General features: G+C 30.1%; 17 protein-coding genes. 7 read left to right on the forward strand and 10 right to left on the reverse strand.

Annotation, left to right across the window (positions count from 1 at the left end; translation table 11 throughout):
- Positions 1 to 154: 154 nt before the first annotated feature.
- From ACXLDF_RS04540 to ACXLDF_RS04550, 3 genes are all read right to left on the reverse strand, one after another.
- Positions 155 to 1,402 (reverse strand): FprA family A-type flavoprotein, encoded by a 1,248-nt coding sequence (locus tag ACXLDF_RS04540; protein WP_457557308.1) that lies wholly within the window; start codon positions 1,400 to 1,402, stop codon positions 155 to 157.
- A gap of 60 nt (positions 1,403 to 1,462) precedes the next feature.
- Positions 1,463 to 1,801 (reverse strand): ferredoxin-thioredoxin reductase catalytic domain-containing protein, encoded by a 339-nt coding sequence (locus tag ACXLDF_RS04545; protein WP_457557309.1) that lies wholly within the window; start codon positions 1,799 to 1,801, stop codon positions 1,463 to 1,465.
- An 83-nt stretch (positions 1,802 to 1,884) separates the two neighbouring features.
- Entirely contained in the window at positions 1,885 to 2,196 is a 312-nt protein-coding gene (locus ACXLDF_RS04550; protein WP_457557310.1) for a glutaredoxin family protein, read from the reverse strand.
- A gap of 165 nt (positions 2,197 to 2,361) precedes the next feature.
- Here ACXLDF_RS04550 and ACXLDF_RS04555 point away from each other — a divergent pair, with 165 nt between their 5' ends.
- Positions 2,362 to 3,618: an NAD(P)/FAD-dependent oxidoreductase gene (locus ACXLDF_RS04555; RefSeq protein WP_457557311.1), complete on the forward strand. Its 1,257-nt coding sequence runs from the start codon at positions 2,362 to 2,364 to the stop codon at positions 3,616 to 3,618.
- A 294-nt stretch (positions 3,619 to 3,912) separates the two neighbouring features.
- Positions 3,913 to 5,370, forward strand: coding sequence for an ArsB/NhaD family transporter (locus ACXLDF_RS04560; RefSeq protein WP_457557312.1), 1,458 nt, complete (start codon positions 3,913 to 3,915; stop codon positions 5,368 to 5,370).
- An 87-nt stretch (positions 5,371 to 5,457) separates the two neighbouring features.
- On the opposite strand, the gene ACXLDF_RS04565 is transcribed toward ACXLDF_RS04560, so the two are convergent.
- Entirely contained in the window at positions 5,458 to 6,006 is a 549-nt protein-coding gene (locus ACXLDF_RS04565; protein WP_457557313.1) for an Lrp/AsnC family transcriptional regulator, read from the reverse strand.
- A gap of 222 nt (positions 6,007 to 6,228) precedes the next feature.
- A complete protein-coding gene (locus ACXLDF_RS04570; protein WP_457557314.1) occupies positions 6,229 to 6,780 on the reverse strand; it encodes an Lrp/AsnC family transcriptional regulator in 552 nt (183 codons plus the stop codon).
- A gap of 324 nt (positions 6,781 to 7,104) precedes the next feature.
- Here ACXLDF_RS04570 and ACXLDF_RS04575 point away from each other — a divergent pair, with 324 nt between their 5' ends.
- Positions 7,105 to 8,076, forward strand: a complete 972-nt coding sequence (locus ACXLDF_RS04575; protein ID WP_457557315.1) for a replication factor C small subunit — start codon at positions 7,105 to 7,107, stop codon at positions 8,074 to 8,076.
- 33 nt (positions 8,077 to 8,109) lie between these two features.
- Here the strand turns inward: ACXLDF_RS04575 and truA are convergent, their stop codons facing one another.
- The 4 genes from truA to ACXLDF_RS04595 form a co-directional block, all read right to left on the reverse strand.
- The gene (gene truA, locus ACXLDF_RS04580; RefSeq protein ID WP_457557316.1) at positions 8,110 to 9,021 is read right to left on the reverse strand and encodes a tRNA pseudouridine(38-40) synthase TruA; all 912 of its coding nucleotides are present in this window, start codon (positions 9,019 to 9,021) and stop codon (positions 8,110 to 8,112) included.
- Positions 9,018 to 9,371, reverse strand: coding sequence for a hypothetical protein (locus tag ACXLDF_RS04585; RefSeq protein WP_457557317.1), 354 nt, complete (start codon positions 9,369 to 9,371; stop codon positions 9,018 to 9,020). The genes truA and ACXLDF_RS04585 overlap by 4 nt, the downstream gene beginning before the upstream one ends.
- A gap of 81 nt (positions 9,372 to 9,452) precedes the next feature.
- On the reverse strand, positions 9,453 to 10,448 hold the full coding sequence (locus ACXLDF_RS04590; RefSeq protein WP_457557318.1) for a phosphate acetyl/acyltransferase: 996 nt from the start codon (positions 10,446 to 10,448) through the stop codon (positions 9,453 to 9,455).
- Between the two features lie 23 nt (positions 10,449 to 10,471).
- Positions 10,472 to 11,680: a CPBP family intramembrane glutamic endopeptidase gene (locus ACXLDF_RS04595; RefSeq protein ID WP_457557319.1), complete on the reverse strand. Its 1,209-nt coding sequence runs from the start codon at positions 11,678 to 11,680 to the stop codon at positions 10,472 to 10,474.
- A 104-nt stretch (positions 11,681 to 11,784) separates the two neighbouring features.
- Between ACXLDF_RS04595 and ACXLDF_RS04600 the strand changes: the two genes are divergently transcribed.
- Both ACXLDF_RS04600 and ACXLDF_RS04605 read left to right on the forward strand, forming a co-directional pair.
- Positions 11,785 to 13,572, forward strand: a complete 1,788-nt coding sequence (locus ACXLDF_RS04600; protein ID WP_457557320.1) for a glutamate--tRNA ligase — start codon at positions 11,785 to 11,787, stop codon at positions 13,570 to 13,572.
- 49 nt (positions 13,573 to 13,621) lie between these two features.
- Positions 13,622 to 14,218: a PaaI family thioesterase gene (locus tag ACXLDF_RS04605; protein ID WP_457557321.1), complete on the forward strand. Its 597-nt coding sequence runs from the start codon at positions 13,622 to 13,624 to the stop codon at positions 14,216 to 14,218.
- A gap of 47 nt (positions 14,219 to 14,265) precedes the next feature.
- On the opposite strand, the gene ACXLDF_RS04610 is transcribed toward ACXLDF_RS04605, so the two are convergent.
- A complete protein-coding gene (locus tag ACXLDF_RS04610) occupies positions 14,266 to 14,490 on the reverse strand; it encodes a hypothetical protein (RefSeq protein ID WP_457557322.1) in 225 nt (74 codons plus the stop codon).
- Positions 14,491 to 14,630: 140 nt separating this feature from the next.
- Between ACXLDF_RS04610 and ACXLDF_RS04615 the strand changes: the two genes are divergently transcribed.
- Complete coding sequence (locus ACXLDF_RS04615; RefSeq protein WP_457557323.1) at positions 14,631 to 15,596, forward strand: DUF2156 domain-containing protein; 966 nt, start codon at positions 14,631 to 14,633, stop codon at positions 15,594 to 15,596.
- A 60-nt stretch (positions 15,597 to 15,656) separates the two neighbouring features.
- Positions 15,657 to 16,346, forward strand: a complete 690-nt coding sequence (locus ACXLDF_RS04620; protein WP_457557324.1) for an Ntn hydrolase family protein — start codon at positions 15,657 to 15,659, stop codon at positions 16,344 to 16,346.
- The last annotated feature ends 148 nt before the right edge of the window (positions 16,347 to 16,494 follow it).

Here is a 16,494-nt window from a genome sequence, read left to right on the forward strand (position 1 = left end):
GTTGCAATTATAATTGCAGTAATAACAGAAAATCCAATGAAAAAAATACCAAAAATAATTATAATATTTGGTTCAGTATTTCTTACAGTAGAATTGATATATGGAATTGCTCCAATTATATTGATAGCATTCATTCTGGGACTGTTTCAAAAATTTATTGAAAATTCACAAATTCGGCAGATTTTCGGGGTATTTTTTTAACCTCACGCGCCAAAGCTGCGCCACGAGCGAATCCATCTTCCAAATCGTCCCCTGTTGGTGCACCTTGAAACTCTAATGGCTCAATCATATCCCACTGCATTTTTTCTGTCATTTCATTAAATTCTTTTTGAGCACCGCCAGACCATCCAAAACTTCCAAATCGAAATACTTTTTTATGCTTAGCTTTTTTAAGAACAATTTGTCCTAAAGCATCACGCATTGGAGGATACATTTTATATTCATATGTAGGCATTCCGAACACAATTCCAGCAGATTCCCACACTGAAGCAAGAACGTATGAAATGTGATCATGAGGAACTCTAAAAACTTCTGTTAATACGCCTTCAGAAGCAATCCCTTGTAAAACTGAGCGAAGCATTACTTCTGTGTTTCCATACATACTTCCCCAAATAACTGTTATTTTTGGTTCTGCAAAATCATTCATATAGGTTGCATAGTTTTTATATCGTTCAATAATTCTCCCAGGATTAGCCCTCCAAACCAAACCATGTGAAGGAGCAATTATTTTAATTGGTAATGATCCAAGTGCATTAATTGCTTTCAATACAAAATTTGAAAAGGGTCCAACAATATTGGCGTAATAGCGTAAAGATTCGCGTTCGTAATTTCGATGATCTTCTTCACTTATTTCATCATCGAACAGAAAACCATTTAAAGCTCCAAAAGATCCAAAAGCATCGCATGGTAACAAAGTTTGGGTAGATTCTTCATAAGTTGCCATTGTTTCTGGCCAATGAACATTTGGGATGTCAAAAAACTTAAGAATTTTACCTGCTCCCAAATTCAACGAATCTCCTGTTCCTACTCCTTTTACATTCTCGTCAAATCCATAAAATGACTTAACTAAGGGCACACCTTTCTTAGATGTGATTATTTGGGCATTCTCACATAATTCATGAAATGCACGTAAATCACCTGTATGATCTGGTTCAAGATGGTTTAATATTATGTAATCAATATCTTTAGGAGAAATTCCAATAGATTTCAACTCTTCCAGCAAATATGTTGAAGCACTAGCCCAATCGCGAACTAAATCAATTATTGCAGTTTTTTCACCTTTAATTAAATATGCATTAATTGAAACACCTTTCGGAATTGGCCAAATCCCTTCAAACAAGTCATTTGAGGAGATATTTGCACCAATCCAATAAATTCCATCTGTAATTTTTATTGCTTTCACTTTTAATTCAACTCAATTAGTAATTATTTAAAAAAAGTTTTAAGTATAAATAACGAAAGATTATAATGGCCGTCTTTCAGGAATTGCTTCAGGTTCTTTTCCTGTTTTGTAAAACTCAGATGTTAAATAAAGCCCACAGTAACAATGCCCAAATTCTTGCTGATCAGGAATACAATAATCACAAGGACAGATAATATCTTTATCAAGTTCTTTTTGTCCATCTGCATCTCGACAAGGACAAGAATAATATCCATAACGATTAAAATTAGTGGTAAGTCCTTCAGCCAACATATCCAAAAACTCTTTATCACGATTTAAGTGCCATCCATGTTTCTTTGCAACCATTTCCATGAATTTCTGAGTTTGCTCTTTTGTTTTAGGTTTGATTGATTTTGACAATTTTATCACCGATGTATAAAAATTTGTAGAAATAATATAAAAAAGTGGTTATTCTAAAATTACTGCTTAAATTTTATCAGATTTTATGAGATTCTATTAGAAAGAATTTTCTCTTCCCATTGTCTCTGAATAAAGCCTACAAGTGCTTCTTCATCATTTACAACAACAAAAGGAAAAGCAACTCGTTTTTGAAATTTTTCTTGTAATTGCTTTTTTAATTGTTGTTTTTCTTCATATGGCATTTTATCAATATATACATATCGAAATTTAACCTTATTATTTCTTAAAAATTGTAACCCTCTTCTACAAAATCCACATGTAGAGAGAGCAAATACAGAGATTTCTTTATTATTCACTTCTCCATCTTCATAAGTAAAAGGAATATCTTGATACATATTATTTAATTCGCACAGAAAGGAATATATTACTTATCATATCAAAGAAAATTCAACTTGAAGCTTTTACTTATGATTTATAATCTGAAACTAAAAACTTATTTTAATCAAAAAAATATAAGAGTGCGAATAAGTTTTAATAGGCATCCTTTAATTCTAAATAGTATGCGTATTGTAATAATTGGAGATGGAGTAGCAGGCCAAACTGTAGCAGAAAAAATTAGAAAGGAAGATCATGAAAGTGAAATTATTGTTTTTACTAAAGAATTATATCCTTTTTACTCCCGAATATTTTTACCCTTATATATAATAGGCAAACGAACACTTGACACGCTGATCCTTCGAAATCAAGATTGGTATAAAAAGAATAATATTTTTTTATTTAAGAACAATCCAATCAATAAAATCGATCCAGAAAAAAAATTGATATATCCAAAACATACTATTAACTTAATTGATCCAAATTTCGAGCCAGATCAAAAAATTGAAGAAGTAATTCAACCTATTTCTTATGATAGACTCGTAATTACCACAGGAAGTAATCCTAGGCGATTTTCTTTCGGAAATCCAAATATTAAAGGGATGTTCACATTAAGAAATATCGATGATGCAAATCAAATTCGGGAATTTATCAACAAGAATAATGTTAAAAATGTAGTAATTCTTGGTGGTGGATTACTTGGAATTGAGTTAGGATTTCATCTATTGGAGTTGGATTTATCAATAACAATTTGTGAACTCTCATCCTATCTTTTACATCGTCAACTTGATGAAGGAACAGCAAAATTGTTGCAAAAATACTTAGAAAATATAGGGCTTAAATTCCTATTTGGTGAAAAAGCAGAAAAAGTTGTTGGAAAAGAATACGTTAAAGGTATTCAATTCAGCTCTGGGAAAATGATTAAATGTGAAATGATCTTACAACAAATGGGAATAATTCCTGAAACTTATTTAGCCAAGAAATCAGGCTTAAAGGTTGAACGTGGAATAATAGTAAATGAATATATGCAAACAAGTAAACCAGATATATATGCCGCAGGAGATTGCATTCAATTCGACAAAAGAATATGGGGAATTATACCCGCGAGCATGGAGCAAGCTCAAATTGTAGCGAATCATATTTTAGGAAAAGAAATATCCCCATATCAAGGTACAATATGGAATACTAAGTTAAAAATTGCAGGAATCAGCTTAAGCTGCATTGGAACAACACCTCCAAATATTAGTTCTAAGGAAAAAAAAATAATCCAAGTAATTGATCCTGAAAATTTCATCTGCAAAAAGATATTAATCGAAAAATCAAAACTTACAGGAGCAATTATCATGGGATCAGGTAGTGACAAATTCTTTCGCAAAAATCTAGGTAAAGTTATTGATTTAGATGAAATTAATAGAATATTAAATATCTCAAATACATTTTAATCCTAATAATTTTAATTTTTTAAAGGAAAAAAAAATCAATGCAGCAAATTAGTTTCTGCAAAGATTAGAAACAATTTCCTGTAAAAATTAGATTCATTACACCCAAAATTGCATAGTGTAGATTAATTTGACCAAGCATAGATTCTTGAAAAAGAAACGATAGAATTTTGATAAATATATAATAAAAATTAATTGAATTCAAAATTTTTTACAAAGAAAACTTATTCGCACTAATCTATACCTAAATCTCTCATAAAAGAAAACCTTAAATTCCTTAAAACAAAATAATTTTCTATGCCATTTTTGCACCCCATTTCTCAGATAACTGTAATAATTTGTTTTATTCTACTTATTATTATTTTATTTTTTGATGAACAAGATTATTTGACATATTCTGTTCTTTTCTTAATGATTTCCACAATTGTAACAAGTATAGACTTAGCGAATCCACCTATACTTGATGATTATATTGAAGGAATTGATTGGGAGGTAATAATCTTCTTAATTTCCATGTTTACGATTGTAGAAATTTTAAATGAGGCGCATGTTTTTTATGAAATTGCAAAATTTATTGTAAAAAAATTTCATTCAAAGATCAGGGTAATGTATTATCTAATTTGCATTATTTCCACACTTCTTGCTTCTATTTTAGAAGATTTATCTGTAGCGATTATCTTTATCCCTATAATTATTCTAACATGTAAAGAGATCAAGACAAATCCGGCTCCATTTTTATATGGTATGACTATTTGTATAAATTTAGCTTCAACCTTAACACCATTCGGTTCAGCTGAAAATGTAATGATTGCAAATGAATTTAATCTCACATTTCCCTTTTTTATTTCAAATATTGGAGTATATTTTGTATTTACTTTAATATTAACACTAGTATTACTTGATGTTATTTTATTAAGGAAATCAATTAATAAAGAGTGGGAAAAAATCACTGATAAAGTAGAGAATCTTAATACTTTGAATAAAAAATTGTCACCTTCTGTTGAGAATCCATCGAAAATGGAAAATTCTGCATATAAACCGACTTTATTAACATCACCACTTTCAATTAAAGCTTTGGATCCCAATTTATCTACGATAAAAACATCAAAAATTAATTTACTTAAGAACCTGATTGGTCTTTTTGTGTTCTTTTTATTACTTATCTTTATACATCAAATTCATGTAGCAGGATTACTGGGAATGCTTCTTTTTGTCTTTCTCAATTCTGAAAAGGATAAAAATGGAAGATTTCATCCTTCTTTATCTAAATACCTTCGAAAAGTCGATTATAAACTCATCTACTTTTTTATGTGCCTATTTGTGTTAGTTTTCTTAATGGAATATAATGGAACTGTTATATTGCTAGAAAATGGAATTGAAAAATTGGCTGTTCATAATATTTTCTTTATTTCAATAGTAGTTATGTTAATCTCATCTCTTTTATCAGGATTTCTTGACAATGCACCTGTTACAATAATGTTTTTACCGATTATTCGAATTTTAATTAATGATGCAGGATTTGCTTCAACACCTTTATTAATTGCTTTTATTTTAGGAATTAATCTAGGAGGCAATTTTCTTCCACAAGGGTCTGCTGCAGATATGATGACTTTAGAATTAAGTAAATATTATGGAATAGAAGATGTAAATTACAAAAGACTAACAAAGCTAGGAGGCCTATTTGCCCTTATTCATGTGGTTTTAGGAATTATTTACATTGCTTTTTTAATCTATATTTTTCCAAAATTTTCTTAATTTCTTTTTCTCATTTTTATATCTTTTTATGAAAGAAAAAGAAGCTAAAATGAAAAAAGATGTGAATAATTTTAATAAAAATTACTTTTAAGCAGATTTAAGTAATTCGGCTAAATCTTTCTTGTAAAGCTGCCCACCACACTCAAATGAGCATCCATGATCTTCATATCTTTCGATTTCAAAATTCAAGGGAATTACATATTTGCGTAAAGAATCAATCACAAAATTAACCCGAACATCTTTTACAGTTGGATCTTTTCGTAGGCATGTATCAACGAAATTTTCAATTGTTCGAACATTTGGCGCGACTAATTCAATCATTAAATTATAAACTCCTGTCATTTTAAAACAATTGATAACATATGGACATTTATTAAATCGAGTCCATAGATTCTCGACATTTTTCGCAGAAATTTCAATTCTAGCCATTTTTAAATCCAATTCTTTAAAATCTGCTCCAATAGATTCTGAAAGCAAAAATTTTCGTTTTAGCTTTATAATTCTTGCACCAACAGCCGGTTGTGATTTATGAACTTTCTCTGCAATCACCGAATGGGTTGTATCAGGATTTTTTTGCAATATTGATATTATTTGCTTATCAGTTTCATCAATTTCTAAGATTTCATCGTATTTCATAGGACCCATCATTTCAATTTTTATAAGATATACTATTTATAAAATTCAACAGAACAATATATTTGTACCCCTTTAATTTACTTATAATCTAATCGAAATAGTTTATTTTTCATAACTTATTGAACTTTGATACCTTTAAATGATCAAGAAATAGATAAAAATGGTTATTTCTGGAATTAATATTGATCATTAATTAAAAAATATATCAAGATAAATTCATTATTACTTCTTTTGTTTTGCTAAAATTGTCTCACAATGTGGACATGTTGTTACATTACAAGGATCATCAGGATTATCGAAATTTTCTGCCATGAAATCCACGGGTAATATAAAAGAATGGGCATAACTTGTTACCAAATCCATTCTTATTTTTTTTACATAATCTTTATTGCGAAAATGACGATCGAGAATAGTATCCAAACGTTTTAAGCTGGAACATGCCATAAACATAAGAATATTATATTCTCCACTGATTTTTAATGCATTAATTATATAAGGACATACTTTAGATAGATTAAATACATCTTCTGGATGAGTTGTTGTTAATTCTACTTTAACTAGATTTAATACAGAATTGACTTCTGGATTGGAAAAATCCACACCAATTTGAGTTGCGAGAATACCATTTTCGGTAAGTTTTTTTATTCGAGCACCTATAGCAGGCTGACTTCTATCCAATTCTTTAGCAATTTGAGAATGAGTAATAGATGGATTTTTTTGAAGCATATTTATTATTGATTTATCAATATCATCGATTTTACTAATAGTACTCATAGATTTAGAACTCACTTATGTTTAATAAGTAACAATACAATATAACTCAGATGAACAATTAAATAAATGTATCGATCTTTATTTAGTTTGTTATAGTTCTCAGCAAAGAACCAGATTTAATAAGCCGAATTCTGAAAAATGATTTACTATTCCGTATAAAATGGAACAAATAAAAGAGGTTTTAAGCTTCTATATTAAAAAATTGATTTATAAAGAGAATTGAATAATTAATATATTATAGGTAATTAGCTCTATCTAATATTTTTATTAAATTGACAGTACTTAAATTTTAATGGTATCGCCTCTAAACCCAAATAAGAACAGATGTCACTAAATCAACAACCTTGGGTAGAAAAATATCGACCACGACACTTAAAAGATGTGGTTGGTCAAAAAGAAATAATAAAAAGATTACAAGTATTTACTGGACCATCTGGAAAATCTATGCCTCATTTAATGTTTGCGGGACCGGCTGGAACAGGAAAAACAACTTGTGCATTAGCATTAATTCGTGATATGTTTGGTTCAAAAATGAGACGTAATGCGACTTATTTAGAATTAAATGCAAGTGATGCTCGTGGTATTGGAGTTATTCGTACAGATGTAAAAGATTTTGCAAAAACTCAGCCTCCAGAAGGTGTTCCTTTTAAGATATTGGTGTTAGATGAAGCAGATTCGACTACAGCTGATGCTCAACAAGCACTTCGAAGAACAATGGAAAATTATACACATAATTGCCGTTTTATTCTCATCTGTAATTATTCAAATAAAATTATCTTACCAATCCAAAGCCGTACCAGTATGTTTCGTTTCTCTCCATTATCAAAAGAAGAAATCATTGGCAGAATTAACTACATTGCTTCAAATGAAAAAATAAAAATTGAACCAGAAGCAATTGAAGCTTTAATATATGTAGTTAATGGAGATTTACGACGGGCCGTTAATTATTTGCAAGCAGCAGCCAGTTTAGGAGAAAAAATTACCGAAGATCTGGTTTATAGAATAACAGGTAAAATCAACCCACAAGAAATTCAACATTTACTTAAGGCAGCACTATCAGGAGAATTTATGGTTGCAAAGCGTAAATTAGACACTCTTTTTAAACAATATGGTCTTTCTGGTCGAAATATCATTAAGCAGTGTCATCAAGAAGTGTTTAATTTAGATATTTCAGAGCGAGCAAAGGTTGATATCTTGAAGATTTTGGCAGAATTTGAATTTCGACTTTCTCAAGGTGCCACAGAAGAAATACAACTGAATGCAATGCTGGCAAAATTAGCAATAATGGATCTATAAGTAATTTCACTCTTTCCAATCAAAGCCTTTTTTTTATCGATTTTTGGAATGATCTAGTAAAAGATTACCAAAAAATTGAAACCAATGAATATTTTGTTGTTGAATTAAACTATTTTTTTGAAAATAACCAATTTTTTGGATTAGAGCGTTTGAATATGGTGTAAATTTAATTTCTGAAGGGAAAACGACCTTCCAAAGTACGAGTCCACTTGCAGGATATGGTTTTTCACGACGAATTTTTTTTACTTTTTCTGATTTGCTGTTTAATTTTAATAATTCATCTAAATCATCTAAACTACGTTGTGAATATCCCAATTTAATCAAAAAATGAACGGTTCTCCGAATTTGCTCCCATAGAAAAGCTTGAGACTGAAACTTAAATATTATTGCATTATCAACTTTTTCTACTGAACATGAAATCATAGTTAATTTTGTGAATTGGTTAGGTTTATTACGATCAGTTTTAGAAAAATGTCGAAAATCATGAGTTCCTTGAATTTTCTGAAGTCCAGATTTAATTATATCAAAATTTAGATTCAAAATTTCAGATTGAGAAAGAGGTAAATAATAATGATATTCTTTTTGTAAACACGACCATCTAGGATGAAATCCAAGAGGAACTTCTGCATACTTCACAATCCCCATATCATTTGGAAGATATGCGTCGATTAGGCGAGGAATTATGGATTTCTCAGAAGAAAAGCAATAAGCGGCCTCTCGTGCATGAACTCCTTTATCGGTTCTCATTCCTGCTCGAAATTGACCAGATTCAGAATCAATAATATATCCAGTCTGTTTTAATGCACGAATAAGAGAATCTTCTACAGTTCTCTTCCCTGGTTGGCGTTGAGAACCATAATAATTAGTCCCAATATACCAAATAATTAATAAATATCTGTGTGTTTTGAGTAAATTTTCATCAGATTTCTCAGATAATGAATTCATTCTGTTTTTCTCTTGAGTAATTCAATTTTTATTATTGCTTTATCTAATTCATCAGGAGAAACAGGAACTTTATCTAAAACTGAGATAAACCCTAAAAGTGTTTTCCACATTTGAACTTGTACAAATTCTTTTAAATCAATAGAATCTTCCCCTACTTTTAAATCAATTAATTTTTCAGGTTGATTTTGAGGAAATATTTGGATTTTAGAAAGTTTTTCAAGATCAAATCCTTTAAGTTCACTCAAAAAAGCAATGCACAGATTACCAAAAGTATTACTAACATAAGGTTTCATTGGGATACGTTGATCGTTAACCCATAATTTGATCTGATATTTCACAATTGTTGGCATTTTAATGAGTATTTTAAAGAAAGCAAACATAAAAATTTTGTATTTAATAAAAATTATCATGAATCAATCATACTATTTGAATTAGAAATACTTTGATAATCCCGCAGCCAAGGAGATAGCACCATCTAATTCAAAAATAGGCGCAACACGAGAGCAATCTATTATAATCCGCCCATATTGTAAAAGCATATTAAGGTATATCGCACCAAATGATTTACCTTCTCCCAAATGGATAAGTGTTCTGTAAATTAAATTTCCGGATATTCCATCTGGAGCAATTAATAAGTTAGCTTTATCAGAAATTGACTGTTCAATCAAAATTTGGTAATGGTTTACCTTGAACTCCAAATTATTTTGATCTTCTTGGTCTTTTGAAGAAAAAATATCTTCAAGTTGTCGAGCTTCATCTATAGTTTGATCAACCCGAGGATCACGCCCTTTATCGGACAATCTTCCACCACTGAGAATTCCAACATGCAGATTCCATCCCAATTTTTGGAACAATTTTCGAGATAATAAAATCATTGCCTGCTTTGATTCCAAAGAATTAACCTCATCAATTCCAACACCAGCAAAAAAGAATTGTTTGCCTTGTGCAGTTTCCAGTAAAGCTAAGCGTGAGACTAAATTATTAGGAATGAAGGGAATATTCTCAATTGGTTCAGTATTTACAAGAAATTTACGTAATGTAAAAAGAAATTTGGAAGAACTAAATGCACCTCTGATTGCAGCTTTTGGACTTATAATTTTATGCCCTTGATCAGTTATAAATTCTGAAGAATTGAATAAGCATTTTATCAAAAATAATTCGGGTTGTTGGTTAGAGACTGTTTCTATCCGTCCATCTTGTTCTAATACCAATTTTAAATCAGAAAATTCTTGTAAATCTACTAGTGGGTGTTCTCCAATAAGAATAAATTTAAGTTTACTTTGAGAAATATAACTGTGAAGGATTGGAATAAGATTTCGATAAAATGATAGGTTATTTGAAGATGATACACCAATTAGAATTGTTTGCGAACAGTCTAAGGCATGATTTCGAAAAAAATTTAGAAAATTCCTATCTCTTTCTCTCATTTAATCAAATCCCATCTATTATTTTAATTAGCAAAAATGAGAAAAATGATGATAATTTGAGTAGAATTATATACCATATGCAATATAGAAGCTGCAATTATATCGTCGCGCCAATTACGGATTAATCCTAAATATATTGACAATCCTAAATATGAAACACTTAGATAGAAAAATAGTGGAGGAACTAAAATATAAATATAAATATGATATAGGGAAAAATATACAGCAGTAAGTAATAAAGCAGCAGGTTTATTTAATTTCGATTCAAAAGAACGTTGAACAAATCCTCTAAACAAAACTTCTTCAGGAACTCCAACAAAAAATACCATTGTGGCTACAAATAGAAGGAGTTGCCCAAGAGATTGAGGCACTGTTGGATTAAATTGTGAAAAACTATCTGATTGACTTAACATTTCCATGTTTATGTTAAAAAGCCATTTAACTAACCATCCTCCAACAACTTGTAATCCTATAACGATAAGCACTCCAAAAAAACCCAAAAATATTCCAAGTATTATTTCACGATATAATTCAGGTTTTGAATATTTTGTGAAATCCAATCCCAATTCTGCTAAGCGTTGCTTTTTAGTTAATTTTCCTGGATAATATCGCTTTATCCAAAAATAAGGTACTATAAAAAATAGAATGGAAAATGCACTGATAATAAAATCCCACCATTGAGATCGATTAGATAAAAATTCTAAACCTCTAATAAAAACGACAGGAATTAGAATAATGACACTAATAATCATGATTCCTATATATGTTATAAAAGGAAGAAATATCCCTGCTAAAACATTCCAATTTCGTCTTTTTCTCCAGTGTTTTTTACCAGAATACATATTTGATGGAACATTTATATAGGGAGTAGCATTGGTTTGATATACTTCAGGTAAACTTGAAGTTTGATTAGGCGAAGGATAATTTGAATAAGAATCTGATTTTGGAGTAATTTGATCAAATTGCATTGATGGATTCTGTGGTTTAATATATGAATGTCTATTTTTATCCAATAAAATCTGTCCATGAACATCAAATACAAAAGGAGTACCACAGTTAATGCAAAATTTTGGATGATCACTAAACCGCATTTCTTTATTACATTTTCCACAATAGAAGGTGTCAGATTGAATATCTGAAGAGATTTGAGAAATATTTTTTTCATTTATATGATTTTGATCAGTATTTGTAGAAGAATTTGTAAGGTTCTCTGGTGTTTTATCGTGACTCATGCAATTCGACCTTATTTATTATATTTAAATAAATAGAAACGCTCCCTTTTCAATGTTCATCTTCTAAAGCAAAATTTCAATATTCATTTTGTATTTATTGAAATATGGATGAAATTGATAAAATTATTTGGATTGAAGGTTTAAAAAATGCAATCCATTTCAAAGGAAAAGCGAATAATAAAGCAGTTATTGGAAAACTAATGCGAGATAGACCTGATTTGCGTTCTCAAGGTAAAATGATAAAACCAAAGGTTCAAGTAATTGTTGAGCAAATTAATCAATTAACCATTGAAGAACAAACTAAAAAAGTATTACAACTAGACCCCCATGCATTAGATCCAGAAGAAAAGGCCCAAAAGGAAGAAAAAATCCTTCCAGATTTACCTAATGCAGAAAAGGGAAAAGTAATTATGCGACTAGCCCCATATCCATCAGGTGCCCTACATATTGGCAATGCTCGAATGGTTGTACTAAATGATGAATATGTAAAACGATATCAAGGAAAACTTTTATTAGTCTTTGATGATACTATCGGAACAACACTTGCTCAAATGGATGATCCTAAGGCAAAATATGTTATTCCAGAAGCTTATGATTTAATTCCAGAAGGATTAGAGTGGTTAGGCGTCAAATATCATGAAGTTTACTATAAAAGCGATCGTGTCCAGATCTATCAAGAAGAAGCGGAAAAATTAATAGCACAAGGACATGCGTATGTTTGTACTTGTGATCCTAAAATATTTCGGGAAGAATACAAACGTCCTGGAAAAGATTGCCCATGTCGAGGAAAATCTATAGAATACCATATGGATATGTATGAAAAAATGAAGGATGGGACAATCGCAGAACAAGGTGCAGTAGTTCGTTTAAAAACAGGTATGAATCAAAAAGATCCTGCCTTAAGAGATCATATTTTAATGCGAATTTCAGATGCACCTCATCCTAGAATAGGATCTAAAGTAAGATTATGGCCTGTTTTAGAATGGTCTTGGGGATTAGATGATCACCTCTTAGGAGTTACCCATATTGTTAGAGGAATAGATCTTCGAAAAGAAGGGGAAATTGAAAAATTCATTTGGGATCTTTATGGATGGCCCCACGCTGAAATTCAACTTTACGGTCGGTTGAAATTTTCTGGTGAATTTAAATTATCAAAAACACTCGCACGACAAAAAGTTTACAGTGGAGAATATGAAGGTTGGAGTGATCCTCGCACTTGGAGTCTGCAATCATTGGCTGCTCGCGGCATCCAGCCATCAGCAGTTCGCGAAGCTTTATTAGATCTGGGTATGTCAAATAGAGGAATTGAATTTGATAAAAAATGGGTATATGCAAAAAACACAAAACTAATCGATGAACATGCAAATCGTTATTGGTTTGTCGAAAATCCACATTCTGTGCTTATCGAAAAGATTCCATTTGATAAATTTACTGCTGAACCACTGCTCCATCCAAATTTTCCAGAAAGAGGAACTCGTAAAATTGAATTACCTATAAAAGAAGGTAAAGCAAGAGTATACATAGCAGAAGCAGATTTACATGAATATAGAAATAAACGGGGAAAATTAATATATCCAAAATTAGATGTGGGTCAAATTTTAAGATTTAAAGATATGTTCAATGTAGAAGTTAAAAAAATGAATGATCCAATAAAAGTAAATTTCCATTCACAAGAAATGAGCCACAATTCTCGAAAAATTCAAGTTGTACCTGCAGATGAAAGTATTTTTACTAAAGTATTACAACCAGATGGAATAATTACAACAGGATATGCAACCAAATATTTGAAAGAGTTAAAAGTTGGTGAGATCGTTCAATTTGAACGTTATGGATATGTAAAGCTTAAGCAAATTTCTAAAGATGAAATATACGGCTATTTTACAAATAATTAAAGATTATATTGAATTTAAGGAAATGAATTAAATATAGAAGATGAAGAAAATGAATGAAGAAAATCTTGAGGAAAAAAATCATTATGAAGAATTTTATACTGCAGGATTAGAAAAATTAGAAGTATTTGTCCCAGAAGGAATTGATCATTATTGTTTTGGGTGTTCTTCTTCTAATCCCATTGGTCTTCATCTACAATTTTTTTCACCCCCACTGGGTGAAGATGAAGGTAATTTTAGAGAAAAAAAATTTTCTGTTTACTCTAAATTTAAGGTAAAATATGATTACTGCGGATTTCCAAGATTTAGTCACGGTGGAATTTTAGCAACTTTATTAGATGAAGTAATGGCACATGCTGTATATAGAGGATATGGAAAATACGGAGTCACCAAAGAGATGACAATAAAATATCGTAAACCTGTTTTGATTGACCAAATAATTTATATTAAAGGAGAAGTTTCAGTTCAATATTCATCTGGTGAAATCAGGCAAAAAAAAGTAATTGAAGTGCATGGAAATATATATTCAACTCCTAATGGATTTGATGATCCAAATCCAAAAATTCATACAGAGGCATTTGCAGAGATGGTAATTCTACCTTTAGAGCGTTATATTCTAAATTATCAAGAGAATAAATCAAATCAATAATGTAAAATCCTTTATTTCTACAGTAAGTATTTAATTTTTGATTTGTTTTATTTTAAATTTTCCTCAATTGTTAATAAAAAATTTTTCAGTGAATCAATGCTATTTTTATATATTGAAGTTGCTAAATCCAATCTTTTTTCAAATTCTGGAATAACTACTGATAATAAAACATAATTTGCCCAAAAAATTTTATGGAATAAAGGATGAAGTCGTTCTTCTGGAGAAAAATTCCGAATATCTGGATTTTCTCCTTTAAATCTATTTGCTTTCATTTCTATTAGTGTGTGCGAATAAGTTTGTTTTGAAAAAATCAAAAAGATCTAATGAATCTTCTAAAATATCAAAAGAATACAAGATTTAATCTTAAATTATAATAAGAATTTTTTAATATTGAAATTTTACTTTTTTCAATATGCAATTACCTTCTTTTTTTTCTTCCATTCATTTAGAACATAAAGATATTATTTCACAAATTCTTTTAAAATCAAAATATCAAATTTCAGAATATACTTTCACAAATTTATATATGTGGAGGGATTATTACTCATTCCATTGGGCATTTATAGATGATATTTTCTTTCTTAGAGCATTTTATAAAAATAAATCTGAAAATAAAAGAGAAAAGATCTTTTTTTTTCCTCCAATTTGTCTTGATTCGACAATGTGGGAAAAAGCAATAAATCTTATGAACTCTTGGAACATAAGCAATAATGATGAAATTGCAATTCATCGCGTCCCGAATTTCATAGTAGATAATATAAAAAAATATCCCGGAATTTCTCCTTATCTTAAAATTGAACAAGATCGTGCAAATTGGGATTACGTATACCTACGAAACGATTTAGGAGAATTGAAAGGGAAAAAATATGCAAATTTTAGAAAAATTATGAATAAATTCAAATCGCAGAATTTATGGCGTTATGAAACAATTAATTCTAAAATTTTTAAAGAAATTCTCAATCTGCAAGCACAATGGTGCAATTTTCATGCATGTAAAGATGATTTAGGGCTTTCTTATGAAGATCAAGCCATTTATGAACTAATTCGAAAATGGGATGAATTCAATTTAATTGGCGGAGTGTTGTGGGTTAATGAAAAAATTGTAGCTTTTACAATTGCAGAAGAAATTTCTAATAATACAGTTGTAATTCATGCTGAAAAAGCAGACACGTCTTATCGGGGCATTTATGAAACACTGGTCAATCAATTCTGCCAACAACTTCCGTCTCATATAGAATATATTAATCGAGAGCAAGATTTAGGACAAGAAAACCTACGAACTGCAAAATTACGTTATCATCCACATCATTTCATTGAGAAATCTAGCGTTTTTCTCAATCCTTCTTTCTTTCAAAAAGCAATGAAAAATAATAATTAATATGCTTATCTTAGCTAATCCAAAATAATTTAAAATTCCCTTCATACGTTTTTATTATTGATGACAATGAATAACATCCCTCCTCAATTTCGTTCACAGAATTCAGATTACCAATCACAATCTAATACTCAAAATTTAGAAATGTTGAAGACTGGAACTACGACGATAGGATTGGTAATTAAAGATGGTGTGATTTTAGCTACTGAGTCTCAAGCGACTGCAGGATTTTTTGTTGCAACTAAAGAAGCTCAGAAATTATACAAAATTAATGAACACTGCGGAATGACAATTGCAGGTGGAGTTGCAGATTGCCAATATATGGTGAGCCAAGCCCAAGCAATTAGTCGTTTGATGGAAATTCAACATAATGGAAAAGAACCAACCACATCGTATATAGCAAATATTATACGCAATATTGCATTCAACGGGCGTAGTTATTTCTATGCTTTTATGATTGTTGGAGGATATGATACTAAAGAAAAACGAGGTAAGATTTTTCCCATAGATTTTATTGGTTATATGGCTGAGCAGGAAGATTTTGCTAGTTTAGGTTCTGGTTCAACTTTTGCTCTTGGAGTTCTTGAAGCAAATTATAAAAATAATATGACAGAAAAACAAGGAATTGATCTTGTAAAACAAGCTTTAACTGCGGCCAAAAATCGAGATGCAGGCTCAGGATACGGAATGCAAATCTGTGTTATTACCAAAAATGGATTCAAGGCAATTGAAGGCCCATTAGCTTTTGAATAATATTCATGGAATTCACTTGTTAATTCTTTTTCTCTCTTATTCTTTATAGAGATTGTTTATCTTCGTTATCTTTCAGAGAAATTAATTTATTATTGAAAATATTTGGTTAATTTTATTAATTAAATAAAGAAGTTAATGAAAAGTGGTA

Source organism: Candidatus Harpocratesius sp., assembly GCF_054039255.1.

What these genes read in the sequence shown, in the direction of transcription:
- ACXLDF_RS04555 (WP_457557311.1), top strand. Translation starts at nt 2,362, where the DNA reads ATGCGTATTGTAATAATTGGAGATGGAGTAGCAGGCCAAACTGTAGCA.
- ACXLDF_RS04575 (WP_457557315.1), top strand. Translation starts at nt 7,105, where the DNA reads ATGTCACTAAATCAACAACCTTGGGTAGAAAAATATCGACCACGACAC.
- ACXLDF_RS04615 (WP_457557323.1), top strand. Translation starts at nt 14,631, where the DNA reads ATGCAATTACCTTCTTTTTTTTCTTCCATTCATTTAGAACATAAAGAT.
- ACXLDF_RS04550 (WP_457557310.1), bottom strand. Translation starts at nt 2,196, where the DNA reads ATGTATCAAGATATTCCTTTTACTTATGAAGATGGAGAAGTGAATAAT.
- ACXLDF_RS04565 (WP_457557313.1), bottom strand. Translation starts at nt 6,006, where the DNA reads ATGAAATACGATGAAATCTTAGAAATTGATGAAACTGATAAGCAAATA.
- ACXLDF_RS04620 (WP_457557324.1), top strand. Translation starts at nt 15,657, where the DNA reads ATGACAATGAATAACATCCCTCCTCAATTTCGTTCACAGAATTCAGAT.
- ACXLDF_RS04570 (WP_457557314.1), bottom strand. Translation starts at nt 6,780, where the DNA reads ATGAGTACTATTAGTAAAATCGATGATATTGATAAATCAATAATAAAT.
- ACXLDF_RS04590 (WP_457557318.1), bottom strand. Translation starts at nt 10,448, where the DNA reads ATGAGAGAAAGAGATAGGAATTTTCTAAATTTTTTTCGAAATCATGCC.
- ACXLDF_RS04600 (WP_457557320.1), top strand. Translation starts at nt 11,785, where the DNA reads ATGGATGAAATTGATAAAATTATTTGGATTGAAGGTTTAAAAAATGCA.
- ACXLDF_RS04605 (WP_457557321.1), top strand. Translation starts at nt 13,622, where the DNA reads ATGAATGAAGAAAATCTTGAGGAAAAAAATCATTATGAAGAATTTTAT.
- ACXLDF_RS04585 (WP_457557317.1), bottom strand. Translation starts at nt 9,371, where the DNA reads ATGCCAACAATTGTGAAATATCAGATCAAATTATGGGTTAACGATCAA.
- ACXLDF_RS04595 (WP_457557319.1), bottom strand. Translation starts at nt 11,680, where the DNA reads ATGAGTCACGATAAAACACCAGAGAACCTTACAAATTCTTCTACAAAT.
- truA (WP_457557316.1), bottom strand. Translation starts at nt 9,021, where the DNA reads ATGAATTCATTATCTGAGAAATCTGATGAAAATTTACTCAAAACACAC.
- ACXLDF_RS04610 (WP_457557322.1), bottom strand. Translation starts at nt 14,490, where the DNA reads ATGAAAGCAAATAGATTTAAAGGAGAAAATCCAGATATTCGGAATTTT.
- ACXLDF_RS04560 (WP_457557312.1), top strand. Translation starts at nt 3,913, where the DNA reads ATGCCATTTTTGCACCCCATTTCTCAGATAACTGTAATAATTTGTTTT.